Raw genomic sequence first — 13,463 nt, 5'->3', positions numbered from 1 at the left:
ACTCCAGTCGGCAGACGGGATGGCGGGACAGCGCCCCCCTCTGTCCTGCCGGACATCTCCCCCACAACAAGGGAGGAGATTGGCCATCTACTACTGCGGAGCAGTGCACAAGAATTGCGGAAAAGCGAACATTTCCCGGTGTCGGCCCGCTTTATCATCACCTGCTCAGGCAACGGCGCCTCGGCGATCGCATCCGCCCCCAGCGGAAGCGGACCGTCGGGGCGCCCAACAAAAAAGGGAACGACGATGAAATTCATGCTGACCGACCGTAATTTGCACCCGCAGGCGAAGCCCGTTGCCGATGATTTCAGGAAGGGCGGTGTCAACCGCCGCGAATATCTCGCCATCATGGCCGGCTTTGGCGTCAGTGCCGCCGGCGCGCTGGCGCTGGGCGGCCTTTCCCCTTCGCCTGCCCGGGCCGAAGAGCCGAAACGCGGCGGCACCTTGCGCGTCGCCATGAACGTCAAGGGCTTCAAGGATCCACGTACTTTCGACGGCGTCGAAATGTCCAATGTAGCGCGCCATTGCAACGAATATTTGGTGCGCTGGAACCGCGACTTCACCTTCGAGCCGTGGCTGCTCGAAAGCTGGGAAACCAGCGACGACGCCAAGACGCTGACGCTTCATGTGCGCAAGGGCATCGCCTGGTCGAATGGCGACGCCTTCAACGCCGATGACGTCATCCACAATCTCAGCCGCTGGTGCGATGCTTCCGTCGCCGGCAATTCGGTCGCCGCACGCATGGGCGCGCTGGTCAATGCCGACACCAAGAAGCCGGTCGATGGCGGCATCGAGAAGGTCGACGACTTCACCGTAAAGCTCAATCTGCCGAAACCCGACATTTCGCTGATCGCCGGCATGGCCGACTATCCCGCGCTGATCATGCACCGCTCCTATGAGGGCGGCGACGACCCGATGAAGGCGCTGGCGATCACCACCGGCCCCTGCGAACTGGTCAGCTGGAATGCCGAGACCAGTGCGGAGGTGAAGCGCAAGGACAAGCCCTGGTGGAAGGGCGACTTCTACCTCGACGGCATCAAATGGGTCGATTACGGCTCCGACCCCAACGCCATGCTGTCGGCGTTCGAATCCGGCGAAATCGAAACCGACCACGAGACCGCGTCCGACGCCGTGTCGCAGACCGAGCAAATGGGCTTGTTGAATTCCGAGATCGCCACCGGCTCGACTATCGTTGCCCGCTTCAATGTCGGCAACGCGCCCTATGACGACGTCAAGGTGCGCCGCGCCGCCCAGCTTGCCGTCGACAATTCCGCCGTGCTGGCGCTGGGCCTCGGCGGTCGCGGCAAGCCCGCCGACAACCACCATGTCGGTCCGATGCATCCGGAGTACGCCGATATCGGTCCGGCCAAGCGAGATATGGATCAGGCGAAGAAACTGCTCGCCGAGGCCGGCAAGGCCGACCACGAATTCGAGCTCATCTCGGTCGACGTCGAATGGCAAAAAAGCACCGGCGATGCGATCGCCGCGCAGATGCGCGAGGCCGGCCTGAAGATCAAGCGCACCGTGCTGCCGGCGGCGACCTTCTGGAACGACTGGAGCAAATACCCCTTCTCCACCACCGAATGGCTGGGCCGCCCGCTCGGCGTCCAGGTGCTGGCGCTCGCCTATAAATCGGGCGCCGCCTGGAACGAAAGCGCTTACGCCAACAAAGAGTTCGACGAACTCCTCGACAAGGCGCTGGCAACGCCGGATGCTGCCCAGCGCAAGGAGATCATGGCCAAGATCGAACAGAATCTGCGCGATGCCGGCATCATCATCCAGCCCTACTGGCGCTCGGTCTACCGCACCTACCGCAAGGGCGTGCAAGGCTGCGAACAGCACCAGTCGCTGGAACAGCATTTTGAGAAGGTGTGGCTGGAGGGGTGATCGTTCGGGGACGCCGCATACCGGCTGGCACCTGAGCGGTATGTCGCTCAGGTAAATACCTGCAGCGCACTCCGAGCATTTACGACGGTGTTTGTCTTGACGCGGCGATCGTGGATCGGTCTGGTGTGTCGACGAGGCGCCGCTGTGGGCTCGCGTCATTCCGGAGAATACACATGCGCGCCCGTTGGGCTTTCATTCTTGCACCCATTATTCCGGCGATCCTGCCCGGCTACAATTGGCATGCGAACCACCCTGAGACGGGGCCGTTGTCGGGCTTCATCTTCGTAACCCTTGTTTTCTATGTTGTGGAGGCGGTGGTAGGAATTCCGGCCTTCTATGTCCTCACCCGACGGCGCTGGCAGTTTTTTTGGGTATACGTCGTCGTTGGCTTTCTGGCAGTTTTTGTTCCAGCGTTTGTCTTCGGCCTCATTAAGTGGAGTCCTCCATTGGGAATCGGCGGAGTTCTCTATGCATGCTCCTTCATAGGGATACTCGGTGGCGCTACAGGGCTGATCTTCTGGCTTTTGGTGCGCCCAGACAAGGACCCTGTCGAACAGATTGCTTCGCACTTTACCTAGGTCAGCACCCCAAGATTGAGTTCAAGGCCTGATACACTTTGGCCGCGATATTTTGCACGAGAACGCATGGACCACTTCGACCTCGGCACCTATCGCCGTCCAATCTCCACCGCCTCGGCCGAGACGCAGCGCTGGTTCGATATCGGGCTGAACTGGTGCTACGGCTTCAACCATGAGGAAGGCATAAAGTGCTTCGAGAAGGCGCTGGAGACAGATCCTGATTGCGCCTTCGTGCATTGGGGCATCGCCTATGCCGCCGGGCCTTTTTATAACCTCACCTGGAAGGAGCACGGACGAGCGTGCAGGCGAAACACGCTTGTTGTCACTGAGATCGCGCCGTCCGAGCAGCCGAGTCAGCTTTCGCCTTCTACGAGAAAATCTCCGCGAGTTCGTCGACGCTGGTGCCTTCCTTGACCTGGCGCAGCTCGACATAGGTGACGGCAATGGTCACCGACAGCATCGTCGAAAAGATCGTCGACACCAGAGTGCTGCCGAGCGCTCCGACCAGGACACCGACGCCGGTGATGCCGCCGGTGGTGGCGACCGCCAGTCCGAAAAACAAAGTGAACACCGCCTGGATGAGCATCGCCGCCACGCCAATGATCAGCAGGAGCCAGAATATCGACCAGCGGCTGCCTTTGGTCAGGGCACGGCTGCGCGATATCGAGCCGAACACGCCAAGCCGCTCCTGAACCGCAATGGGCACGGAAACCGATACGGAAATCAGCCACATGAAAGCGGGGATAAACGCCAGGGCAAGCCCGATCAGCCACCCGATAGGGGGAATGACCCAGGCGATGAAAACCATCACAAAAACAGCCACCACCAGAGTGACAATGATCAGAATGCCTATGCCAAGCGTGGGCAAGAAGCTGCGCAATGCTATCTGGATGCAGTCGCCGATGACCGGCCGCTTGCCGTTCAAATCCTCGATTGCCGCCCTGACAAGCGCCGCTTGCACCAGCAAGGCCAGAACGAAAATGATCAAGGAAGCGACTATCGATAAGCCCGAGTAGTCTCCCATGGCCGACGTCTCGAAAGCGGCGGCGTTCCCGGCGCTGTCGACGTTCACCAATGTAGCGACCCCGGACAGGTTCCAGAGATTGTACAGCAGTGCGGGCAGTGTAGAGAAAAGTCCGACAACCACAGCAAGGAAACCCAGATTGCGGCCAATGACCGCGAAGCTGTTGCTGAAAACCCTGCCGATGCGAAATTTTTCCAGTCTTTCCTGCGTCAGTGACGTCATGATGCCTCCTCCCCGCGCTTCCTTGATCCAACCGGGTCAAGGCAGTGCAAAGCCGTCTGCTTATGAGAAAATCTCGGCCAGTTCGTCGACGCTGGTGCCTTCCTTGACCTGGCGCAGCTCGACATAGCCGACCGCGGCGGCGACCGACAGCACCATCGACATCACGCTCTGCACCAGCCCCGCCACGATGGTCGCGGCAATGCCGTGAAACAGGTAGACAACCACGCCAACCATCGACTGGATGACCATGGCGATGATGAAGAGGAGCAAGAACAGGCCGAACAGCGACCAGCGGCTGCCCTTGGTCAGGGCGCGGCTGCGCGACATGGAGCCGAACACGCCGAGCCGCTCCTGGATCAGAACTGGTACTGAGACAGACCAGCCGAGCCACAGGATGATGCCAGGCACTGCCAAGGCGAGGAAGGCCAGTCCCGACCCCAGGCCAACCAGTATGCCGATCCCGAGGGTCGGCAGCAAAAAGCGAATAGCGGTCTGAATACTGTCGCCGAAGGATGGGCGCTTGCCGTTCAGATCCTCGATGGCGGCACGCACCAGCGCCGACTGCAGCAACAGGGCGCAAATGGAACTTATGAAAACGGCGACGATCGAGACCCAGGAATTGCGAAAGGCGAAAAGGGGATCAGCCGCCACGCCCGGATCGACCTGCAGGATCGCCTGCATGCGCGAATCGATCCAGAGCTGCATGATGATCGTCGGCAGTCCCGCAAGCAGAAAGGCCAAGCCGACGCTCAGGCCGATGTTGCGGCCGATGACGGAGAAGGTGTTGTTGAAGACCCTGCCGATCTGAAATTTCTCAGGCCGCGCAAATGTTGCCGAAGTCATGAAGTACCCCCCTTTTCGTCGCTGAATATTGGCCGACGATTGCAGCAGTAAATTTGCCAAGATTAACGACACTCGTCTAGCCCACTTGCAAATGTTGCGCTGCATTGCCAGTGTCGGCTCGCGAACCGCAGGTTGCAGGGGGGCGAGAAGGTGACTGCTGCACAGCCGGACGCTGCGCAAGCCGAATGGCTGGCCAAACTGCACAAGCAGTTGCTGTCGGACGATTCGATCCAGTTCGACCTGCCGGCCTACAGACCACCCGAGACACCCGAGTGGCTGAGACCGCTGGGCGAGTTCCTGAAATCGCTCGGCCCGTACATGATCTACCTGTTCTGGGGCGCGGTGATCACAGGTGCCGCGATCATTCTGCTGCTGATTGTCCTTGAAGTGAAAGGCGTCGCCTGGCGCCTGCCCTGGTGGCGCAAAAAGAGCGTGACCGAGGCGGAAGCGATATGGCACCCCGACGTTGGCGCCGCGCAGATCCTGTTGTCGGAAGCCGATGCGCTGGCCGCCCGGGGCGAGTATGACGAGGCGGTGCATCTCCTGCTGCGCCGCAGCGTTGCCGACATTGCCGGCCGCCTGCCCGACTTCCTGCGCCCGTCGCTGACCGCGCGCGATATCGCGGGAGCGGCGTCGCTGCCAACGCGGGCGCGTGGCGCCTTTACCCAGATCGCGCGCATCGTCGAGGCGGCGTTGTTCGCGCGCCGGCCGGTCGGGCCCGAGGGCTGGCAGGAGGCGCGCAGCGCCTATGAGCGATTCGTCTTCAGGGATGCCTGGACGTGAGTGACGCGACAGCCGACATCGCCCAGCAGGAGCCGTTCAGCCGCAGGACGCTGTTCTGGGGCATTTTCGCCAGCCTGCTCGCGGCCGCAGGCTTCTTCCTGTTGTCCACCTATGCGCCCGACTTTCGCCAGCCGAGCGTCGGTGGCGCAACCCCGCTGTCGAAGAGCGGCATCGGCTATGCCGGCTTGGCGGAATGGCTGGAGCTGACCGGCGAAGCGCCCGACATGGCGCGGTCCGACAGCGATCTTCAGATCGACACGAACCTCCTGATCGTCACCATTTCGCCCGACAGCGACCCGGATGCGCTTGCCAACATCATCAAGCTTCGCAAGGGCCTGGATACGCTGTTCGTGCTGCCCAAATGGGCGACCTTGCCGCTGGCCTTGCACGAAGGCTGGGAGATGAAGATCCAGCGGCTGCCGGATGTGGTGGTCAACGACTGGCTCGGCCGCATCGCCAAGGCCAAGCTCGGCGAAGGTGAGACCACGGTCAAGCAACTCGACGTCTCAGGGCAAATGGTCAGCGTTCCCGGCCAGTTGCAATGGGTGGCCGACGAACACCCGCTGATTGCCGCCGGCAACGGCAAGGCCGTGCTGACCGAGATCGAAGACGAGCGGTTCTACATTCTGACGGACCCCGATCTCATCAATAACGCTGGCTTGAAAGATCCCGACAAGGCGGCGGCGGCGCTCAAGCTGATCGAGCTCCTGCAGCCCGAAGAGCGTGCCGTCATGTTCGACCTGACGCTGCATGGCGCGGGGCGAAAATACGACCTCGCCAAGCTTCTGGTCGAACCGCCTTTCCTGGCGCTGACGCTGACCATCCTGGCGGCCGCGGCACTTGCCTTCCTGCATGGTCTTGGCCGGTTCGGGCCGCCACGGGCCGATCAGCGCGCCATCGCCTTCGGCAAACGCGCGCTGGTCGACACCACGGCGATGCTGTTGCGCCGCGCCGGCCGGCTGGAGGAACTGGGCGACCGCTATGGAGCACTGGCACGCGTGCGCGCCGGCGCGCTGCTCGGCGCGCCGCACGGTTTGCAGGGCGAAGCGCTCGACCGCTGGCTCGATTCCCGCGACAAGGACGAAGCCGGCGGTTTCACGACCCGCCTGCAAGCTGCGAACGCGGCAAAGACCCTGACACAAATGCATGATGCAGCCGAAAAGCTGCACGACTGGACGGCAAGGAGGCTCGGTGAACGTCGATGATGTGAAGGCCCTGGCGACACAGATCAGGGAAGAGGTGGCCAAGGCCATCACCGGGCAACACGATACGGTCGATCTGATGCTCACGGCATTGTTCGCCGGCGGGCATATATTGCTCGAAGGACCGCCGGGCACGGCCAAGACGATGACGGCGCGCTGCTTTGCCCAGGCGCTGGGCGTCGCCTATGGCCGCATCCAGTTCACACCCGACCTGATGCCCGGCGATATCGTCGGTTCCAACATCTACAATTTCCAGACCGGGCAATTCACGCTGACGCGCGGCCCGATCTTCTGCGACCTTTTGCTCGCCGACGAGATCAACCGCACGCCGCCCAAGACCCAGGCTGCCCTTTTGGAGGCGATGCAGGAGCATGCCGTCACCTTCGACGGCACCACTCATGCGCTCGGCCCGAACTTCATGGTGGTGGCGACGCAGAACCCTATCGAACATCAGGGCGTCTATCCTCTGCCCGAGGCGCAGCTCGACCGTTTCCTGTTCAAGCACCGGGTGAGCTACCCCGGCGCGGAAGAGGAAAAGGCGATCATCATCCACCATGGCGGCGGCACCGCCTCGCACGACATCAAGCAGTACGGCATCACCGCCCAGGCCGACCGCAAGACGCTGGAAAAGGCGCTGGCGACCGTCGGCGGGGTCACGCTGGTCGACGACGTCGTGGACTATATCGCAAGGCTGGTGCGGGCTACGCGCGAAAGCCCCGATCTGGAAGTCGGCGCCAGCCCGCGTGCGGGCGCCATGCTGGCGAGAGCCGCACGCGCCCGGGCAGCGCTCGACGGGCGCGCCTATGTCATCCCCGACGACGTCAAGGCGCTTGCCGTGCCGGCGCTGCGCCATCGCGTTATCCTGTCGCCGGCGGCGCAGATCGACGGCCGCCTGGTCGAACAGATCGTGACCGACCTTGTAGACCAGACGGAAGCGCCACGTTGATTTATCCGAGCGGCCGGGCAGTCTGGGCAGGTGCGGCCGGTGCAATACCGGCCTTCCTGATCGCGCTCGCGCTGCCGTCGCTGTGGTATCTCGGCCTGTTGTGGATCTGCGCGCTGCTTGCTTTCCTGGCCGTGGACGCGGCCGCCGGGCGCGGACGGGCTTCTCTGAACGCCAGCATCCACGCCCCGCCGCAGGTCAGCGTCGGCGGCCAGCTCACCGTCAATGTCACCGCCAGGCTCGGCGGACGGCCGCGCGCCGTGCAGGCGCGTCTTGGCCATGACGAGCGGCTGCAACCGCTGGGCGGCACCGGCGGCGCATCGACCGCCGAGGCCGGCAGCGCATCGCTCGATCTCAGATTTCAGGCGCTGCGGCGCGGCATTGCCAGGTTCGATCGCCTGTGGGTGCGCTGGCGCGGGCCGTTCGGGCTGGTCTGGAACCAGGTGGTTCTGCCGATGGACGGCAAGGTGGCGGTGCTGCCCAACGTCAGCAGCGCCCGCGACGAGGCGATCACGCTTCTGCAGCGCCAGGCGCTGCCCGACGGACATGCGCAGCGCCGCGCCGGCCAGGGCCGCGAATTCGAGGCGCTCAAGGACTACCAGCCCGGCATGGGCCGGCGCATGATCGACTGGAAGCGCAGCGCCCGCCACGGCAGGCTTCTGGCGCGCGAATTCCGTATCGAGGAGAACAACAACATCGTGCTAGCCATCGATAGCGGCCGGCTGATGTGCGAGCCCGTCGACGGCGTGCCGAAGGTCGACCGCGCGGTCACCGCCGCCTTGCTGTCGGCGTTCATTGCGCTGAAGGGCGGCGACATGGTCTCCCTGTTCGGCTTCGATGCGCGGCCGCGCGTCTCCAGCGGCGCCGTGCGCGGCTCCGCCAGCTTCGCCATGATCCAGAAGCGGGCGGCGGAGATCGACTATTCCACCGAAGAGACCAATTTCACCCTGGCGCTGACGACCCTTGCAGCAAAGCTCGACCGGCGTTCGCTGGTGATCATCTTCACCGACTTCGTCGATCCGATCAGCGCCGAACTGATGCTGCGCACCGTCGGTCGGCTCACCGAACGGCATCTGGTGCTGTTCATGATGATGAAGGATGTCGAACTGGAGACACTGGCCGACATGCCGCCGGACGCACCGGAGGATGTGGCGCGCTCGGTCGTTGCCGGCGGGCTGCTGCGCGAAAGGCAGGTCGTCATCGGCAGGCTCAGGCTGCTCGGCGCGCATGTCATCGAAGCCGACCATCAGAGGCTCGGACCGGCGCTGGTCGAGCGCTATCTCGAGCTAAAGCGGGAGGATCTGTTGTGAACGCGCTGGTCGGCAAGGATGCGGTGCGCCAGTCGCTGGCGAGCTTCCGTTCGGAGCGCGAGGCCGACTGGAAGGCGTTCGAGGCGCTGCTTGCCCGGGTCGAGAAACGTGCGCCGCGCACGCTGTCGGAAGACGAGCTTTTGTCGCTGCCGCTGCTCTACCGCTCGGCGCTGTCCTCGCTTTCGGTGGCGCGGGCGACGTCGCTCGACAATGCGCTGGTCAGCTATCTCGAAGCGCTGTGCCTGCGCGGCTACTTCTACCTCTATGGCGCGCGTCGCGGCTTGCGGCAGCGCATCGGCGATTTCTTTCTGCATGACTGGCCGCATGCCATTCGCGATTTGTGGCGCGAGACCTTGCTGTCGGTCGTCCTGACCTTTGTCGGCGCCGGCGCCGGCTACTGGCTGGTGGCCAAAGACAAGGGCTGGTTCGACGCCATCATTCCGCCGAGCCTGGCCGGCGGGCGCAACCCGGATGCCTCAGTCGAAGTCCTGCGACAGGTGCTTTATGACGGCGCCGACAGCAATTTCCTGTCGGGCTTCGCCGCCTATCTGTTCACGCACAATGTCCAGGTGGCGATCCTTGCCTTCGCGCTCGGCTTTGCTTTCGCGGTGCCGAGCGTGCTCCTGATCCTGATGAATGGCTGCCTGCTTGGCGCGATGTTCCAGATCTACATCGCCAAGGGGCTCGGGCTGGAGCTGGGCGGCTGGCTGTCCATCCACGGCACCACCGAGATGTTCGCGATCGCCTTGGCGGGCGCCGCCGGCATGCGCATCGGCACGCGCATCGCCTTCCCCGGCGAACTGACGCGGATGACGGCGGCAGCCGATGCCGGGCGCGTGGCCGCAACCACCATGGTCGGGGTGACGATCATGCTTTTGTTTGCCGGCCTGCTCGAAGGCATCGGCAGGCAGGTGATCACCAGCGACGTGACACGCTACGCCATTGGCGGCGGCATGCTGACGCTGTGGCTCTGTTATTTCTATGTGTTCAGGGTGGTGCGGCATGGCGACCGCTAGGCGTGCTGCCGTCTCGACGATACGGCCGCTGATCACGCCGGAAGGGGTCGATCTCCGGATCAAGCTCGCCGATGCCGGCACTCGCGCCGCCGCCTTCTTGCTCGACTTTGTCATCATCATCGTCACGGCGATCGTGATCTCGATCGTTGCACTGTTCGGGCTGGCCGGCCTCAAAGGCGAAGGCGCGCAGCCGCTGTTCATCGTCTGGATCATCCTGATCTTCTTCCTGCGCAACGCCTATTTCATCGTCTTCGAGGCCGGCCGCCGCGCCGCCACGCCCGGCAAACGGATGCTCGGCATCCGGGTGGCTTCGCGCAGCGGCGCCGGCCTGTCGGTGGATCAGGTCATCGCCCGCAACCTGATGCGCGAGATCGAGATCTTCCTGCCGCTGTCGATCATCCTAGGCCGCAGCCAGATGGGGCTCGCCGACACGCTGTCGACGATCTTCGGGCTGGTGTGGACGCTGCTGTTTGCGCTCTTCCCGCTGTTCAACCGCGACCGCATGCGCATCGGCGACCTGCTGGCCGGAACCTGGGTGGTGGAGGCGCCCAAGCTGGCGCTGGTCGAAGACCTGTCGCAACGCCAGGATACCACCACCCGCGCCTTCCGCTTCACCCAGGCGCAGCTCGATGCCTATGGCATCGCCGAACTGCACAAGCTGGAAGAGGTGCTGCGCCGCGACGACTATTTCGCGCTGAAAGCCGTGGCCGAAACGATCGGGCGCAAGATCGGCATGACAATCGAGCCGGTCGATTCCAGGGCCTTCCTCACCGCCTATTATGGCGAGCTGCGGGCACAGCTTGAGCGCAAGCTTTTGCTGGGGACGCGCAAGGCGGATAAGTACCAGCGGTAGAAAGAGGGGCCCACTGCTGCGATGGGTGAGTCCAACCGTCGGCGCCGCCCCTCATTGCCCTGCCGGGCATTTCGCCCCGTAGTGACGGGGAGAAAGAGGCTGTTGCCGAGGATTTTGCCAGCTCGGCAGAATGGACGCCGAGGTTTGCGGTCAGCCCCTTCTCCCCGTCACTATACGGGGAGAAGATGCCGGCAGGCAGATGAGGGGCAGCACCAGCCGATGGATATGGAGTGCCTCTCGCCTACCCCACCCACTTCTCGTAGTCGGACACCAGCAGGTGCAACGGGGCGACGTCCTCGTCGATGTTGGAGAAGCGGCCGATCGGTTCGCGGAAGACGTTGTCGGTAACGTCGTCATTGACGGTCGAGACCTCGCCGATCAGCACATCCTTGCCCTCGGCCCAGAAGGCGTGCCAGACGCCGGGCAGCAGCGTCACGCTCTGGCCCGGGTCGAGCTTCAGGAGCCCGCCTGCCGGCAGCCTGTGGATGGTGCCGTCGACCGGCACCGTCACTTCGGCCTTCGGATCGATGCCGCCGTCGCGATCGTGCATGAACAGTTCCAGCACGAGCTTACCGCCGCCGCGGTTGATGATGTCCTCGGCCTTGATGTTGTGGCGGTGCATCGGCGACAGCTGATCCTTGCGCGAGATCATGATCTTCTCGGCATAAAGCATGCCCATGCCCTTCTTCATGTCGGCATAGACGCCGTTGCGAACGGTGAACAGGAACAGGCCGAGTTCGTCGAATTTTTCCTGGCCGTAATCGGTGATGTCCCAACCGAGCCGCGAGGTGAAAATGGCGGCGGAGTCGGCCTTGCGCGCCTTCATCTCTTCCGGGCTCCAGTAGGCGAAGGGCGGCATGATGTAGCCGAACGAGCGGATGAAGGCGTCTGCATCGCGGATGATGTCGTTGACGGTGGAGCGTTTCATGATCGTGATCCCTTCGCGTCGCGTTCCCTGGAGTTATCTGAAGCGCATAGCCGAACAGCGCTGCGGTGTCGACGCAAACCGCATGCTGGCCCCATGACATCCATGCGGATCGGGGCCATAAGTCCAGCCAGATTTCCCAGGGTGACATTCATGCAAGGCATAGACGACCTCGACACGCCGGCGATCCTCATCGAGGCGGCCCGCGCCGAAGCCAACATCACACGAGCGCAGGCGCATGCCGACCGCCATGGGCTGAAACTCAGGCCGCACATCAAGACGCACAAACTGCCTTATTGGGCGAAGAAGCAGGTGGCGGCCGGCGCGGTCGGCATCACCTGCCAGAAGATCGGCGAGGCCGAAGTGATGGCCGATGCCGGGCTGACCGATATTTTCCTGCCCTACAACATCCTTGGCCGCGCCAAGCTGGAGCGCCTCAAGGCGCTGCATGGCCGCGTGACACTGTCAGTGACGGCCGACAGCCTCGAAACGCTGGAGGGGCTCGCCGCCACCTTCACCGATGCAGGGCACACCCTGCCCGTCCTGGTCGAATGCGACACCGGCATGGGCCGTTGTGGTGTGCAAAGCGCCGCCGAGGCGCTGGCACTGGCGAAGTTGATCGACCAAGCCAAGGGGCTCACTTTCGGCGGGCTGATGACCTACCCCGCGGCCGGCCGCGCCGCCGAGGCTGAATCCTGGCTGGCCGGCGCCAAACAAACGCTCGCGGCCTCGGGTCTCGCCTGCGATCGCATCTCCAGCGGCGGCACGCCTGACATGTGGCGCTCGGGCGAGGACAGCGTGGTGACCGAATACCGCCCCGGCACCTACATCTACCTCGACCGGTATCAGGTCGCCAAAGGCGTCGGCACGCTCGACGATTGTGCGCTGACGGTGCTCGCCACCGTGGTCAGCCATCCGACGCCGGCCCGCGCCATCCTCGACAGCGGCAGCAAGGCGCTGTCCAGCGACACGCTGGGGCTCGCCGATTTTGGCGAGCTGCTCGGCATGCCCGGAGCCCGCGTCACCAGCTTGAGCGAGGAACATGGCACGGTCACGCTTGAAAATGGCGCGAAGCTTCGCATTGGCGAGCGCGTGCGCTTGGTTCCGGATCATTGCTGCGTGGTGACCAACCTGTTCGACCAGGTGCATCTGATCGAGGGCGACAAGGTGCTGGAAACGCTGAAGGTGGAAGCGCGTGGACGGATGGGGTGAGGCTTTCGTTTTGGAGGCTCGCCCTATTTCGGCATTGACGAATTGTAATTTATAACTTACTAGTCCCCATGGCAATCCTGAAGCAGACAGCCACCTTTCGGAGGTGGCACCAAAAGCTGAAAGACGGAAGAGCCAAGGCGGCAATTGCCGTTCGGCTGCAACGTTTGATTGTAGGAAATCCCGGCGACGTGGCCCCAGTGGGTGAAGGCATCAGTGAATTGCGCATTCACTATGGGCCCGGCTATCGCGTTTATTTCACAAGCGCGGTGAAACGGTCATCCTGCTCCTGTGCGGCGGGGATAAAAGTTCACAAGAAACCGACATACGGACAGCAAAGCGCCTGGCCGTAGAATGGAGTGACGACAATGGTTGAAAAAATCTATGATTTCGATCCCGCCGAAATGCTCGATTCCGATACGGCAATCGAGGCGTTTCTGGCAGAGGCAATGGAAACCGGAGACGCCAAATTCGTCGCGTCCGCCCTCGGTGTCGTTGCCCGCGCCAAGGGGATGAGCAACATTGCCAGAAAGACCGGCTTGGCTCGCGAGCATCTTTATACCTCGCTCAGCGAAAACGGTAATCCTACGCTGGAAACCACACTGGCGGTCATGAAAGCATTCGGCTTTCATTTGGCCCCAAAGCACGATGCAACTCAGGTCTAATCT

At 63.1% G+C, this 13,463-nt stretch carries 13 protein-coding genes and 2 pseudogenes; 12 read left to right on the top strand and 3 right to left on the bottom strand.

Features of this window, described 5'->3' with window-relative positions; genetic code table 11:
• Positions 1-246: 246 nt before the first annotated feature.
• From NLY36_RS29345 to NLY36_RS29335, 3 genes and pseudogenes are all read left to right on the top strand, one after another.
• Positions 247-1,887 (top strand): ABC transporter substrate-binding protein, encoded by a 1,641-nt coding sequence (locus NLY36_RS29345; RefSeq protein ID WP_023736409.1) that lies wholly within the window; start codon positions 247-249, stop codon positions 1,885-1,887.
• Between the two features lie 173 nt (positions 1,888-2,060).
• Positions 2,061-2,465 (top strand): hypothetical protein, encoded by a 405-nt coding sequence (locus tag NLY36_RS29340; protein ID WP_023698040.1) that lies wholly within the window; start codon positions 2,061-2,063, stop codon positions 2,463-2,465.
• Positions 2,466-2,531: 66 nt separating this feature from the next.
• A pseudogene (locus NLY36_RS29335) lies at positions 2,532-2,765 on the top strand (hypothetical protein); the annotation flags it as partial.
• 67 nt (positions 2,766-2,832) lie between these two features.
• On the opposite strand, the gene NLY36_RS29330 reads toward NLY36_RS29335, so the two are convergent.
• Both NLY36_RS29330 and NLY36_RS29325 read right to left on the bottom strand, forming a co-directional pair.
• Entirely contained in the window at positions 2,833-3,711 is an 879-nt protein-coding gene (locus NLY36_RS29330; protein WP_023698039.1) for a hypothetical protein, read from the bottom strand.
• A 60-nt stretch (positions 3,712-3,771) separates the two neighbouring features.
• The gene (locus NLY36_RS29325) at positions 3,772-4,554 is read right to left on the bottom strand and encodes a hypothetical protein (RefSeq protein WP_023698038.1); all 783 of its coding nucleotides are present in this window, start codon (positions 4,552-4,554) and stop codon (positions 3,772-3,774) included.
• A 150-nt stretch (positions 4,555-4,704) separates the two neighbouring features.
• Here NLY36_RS29325 and NLY36_RS29320 point away from each other — a divergent pair, with 150 nt between their 5' ends.
• From NLY36_RS29320 to NLY36_RS29295, 6 genes are read left to right on the top strand one after another with little or no spacing between them, the layout of a single operon-like run.
• Positions 4,705-5,337: a DUF4129 domain-containing protein gene (locus NLY36_RS29320; protein ID WP_023682900.1), complete on the top strand. Its 633-nt coding sequence runs from the start codon at positions 4,705-4,707 to the stop codon at positions 5,335-5,337.
• Positions 5,334-6,542 (top strand): hypothetical protein, encoded by a 1,209-nt coding sequence (locus tag NLY36_RS29315; RefSeq protein WP_023736408.1) that lies wholly within the window; start codon positions 5,334-5,336, stop codon positions 6,540-6,542. Before NLY36_RS29320 ends, NLY36_RS29315 begins: the two co-directional genes overlap by 4 nt.
• The gene (locus NLY36_RS29310; protein WP_023698037.1) at positions 6,529-7,485 is read left to right on the top strand and encodes an AAA family ATPase; all 957 of its coding nucleotides are present in this window, start codon (positions 6,529-6,531) and stop codon (positions 7,483-7,485) included. Before NLY36_RS29315 ends, NLY36_RS29310 begins: the two co-directional genes overlap by 14 nt.
• Positions 7,482-8,792, top strand: a complete 1,311-nt coding sequence (locus tag NLY36_RS29305) for a DUF58 domain-containing protein (protein ID WP_023711604.1) — start codon at positions 7,482-7,484, stop codon at positions 8,790-8,792. Before NLY36_RS29310 ends, NLY36_RS29305 begins: the two co-directional genes overlap by 4 nt.
• On the top strand, positions 8,789-9,808 hold the full coding sequence (locus NLY36_RS29300; protein ID WP_023698035.1) for a stage II sporulation protein M: 1,020 nt from the start codon (positions 8,789-8,791) through the stop codon (positions 9,806-9,808). Before NLY36_RS29305 ends, NLY36_RS29300 begins: the two co-directional genes overlap by 4 nt.
• Positions 9,795-10,661, top strand: coding sequence for an RDD family protein (locus NLY36_RS29295; protein ID WP_023698034.1), 867 nt, complete (start codon positions 9,795-9,797; stop codon positions 10,659-10,661). Before NLY36_RS29300 ends, NLY36_RS29295 begins: the two co-directional genes overlap by 14 nt.
• Before the next feature lie 241 nt (positions 10,662-10,902).
• On the opposite strand, the gene NLY36_RS29290 is transcribed toward NLY36_RS29295, so the two are convergent.
• Entirely contained in the window at positions 10,903-11,589 is a 687-nt protein-coding gene (locus NLY36_RS29290; protein WP_023698033.1) for a D-lyxose/D-mannose family sugar isomerase, read from the bottom strand.
• Positions 11,590-11,739: 150 nt separating this feature from the next.
• Here NLY36_RS29290 and NLY36_RS29285 point away from each other — a divergent pair, with 150 nt between their 5' ends.
• The 3 genes and pseudogenes from NLY36_RS29285 (at position 11,740) to NLY36_RS29275 (ending at position 13,460) form a co-directional block, all read left to right on the top strand.
• The gene (locus tag NLY36_RS29285; RefSeq protein WP_023736407.1) at positions 11,740-12,798 is read left to right on the top strand and encodes a D-TA family PLP-dependent enzyme; all 1,059 of its coding nucleotides are present in this window, start codon (positions 11,740-11,742) and stop codon (positions 12,796-12,798) included.
• A 68-nt stretch (positions 12,799-12,866) separates the two neighbouring features.
• Positions 12,867-13,171 (top strand): annotated as a pseudogene (locus NLY36_RS29280) (type II toxin-antitoxin system RelE/ParE family toxin).
• Positions 13,164-13,460, top strand: coding sequence for an addiction module antidote protein (locus NLY36_RS29275; protein WP_023672893.1), 297 nt, complete (start codon positions 13,164-13,166; stop codon positions 13,458-13,460). The pseudogene NLY36_RS29280 and the gene NLY36_RS29275 overlap by 8 nt, the downstream one beginning before the upstream one ends.
• The last annotated feature ends 3 nt before the right edge of the window (positions 13,461-13,463 follow it).

This window comes from Mesorhizobium sp. C399B (assembly GCF_030323185.1).
In the GTDB taxonomy this organism is placed as follows: Bacteria; Pseudomonadota; Alphaproteobacteria; order Rhizobiales; family Rhizobiaceae; genus Mesorhizobium.
This window is presented reverse-complemented; position numbering and strand designations above follow the sequence as displayed.

Coding starts and splice junctions, on each gene's coding strand:
- NLY36_RS29345 (WP_023736409.1), top strand. CDS start 247: ATGAAATTCATGCTGACCGACCGTAATTTGCACCCGCAGGCGAAGCCC.
- NLY36_RS29340 (WP_023698040.1), top strand. CDS start 2,061: ATGCGCGCCCGTTGGGCTTTCATTCTTGCACCCATTATTCCGGCGATC.
- NLY36_RS29330 (WP_023698039.1), bottom strand. CDS start 3,711: ATGACGTCACTGACGCAGGAAAGACTGGAAAAATTTCGCATCGGCAGG.
- NLY36_RS29325 (WP_023698038.1), bottom strand. CDS start 4,554: ATGACTTCGGCAACATTTGCGCGGCCTGAGAAATTTCAGATCGGCAGG.
- NLY36_RS29295 (WP_023698034.1), top strand. CDS start 9,795: ATGGCGACCGCTAGGCGTGCTGCCGTCTCGACGATACGGCCGCTGATC.
- NLY36_RS29290 (WP_023698033.1), bottom strand. CDS start 11,589: ATGAAACGCTCCACCGTCAACGACATCATCCGCGATGCAGACGCCTTC.
- NLY36_RS29285 (WP_023736407.1), top strand. CDS start 11,740: ATGCAAGGCATAGACGACCTCGACACGCCGGCGATCCTCATCGAGGCG.
- NLY36_RS29275 (WP_023672893.1), top strand. CDS start 13,164: ATGGTTGAAAAAATCTATGATTTCGATCCCGCCGAAATGCTCGATTCC.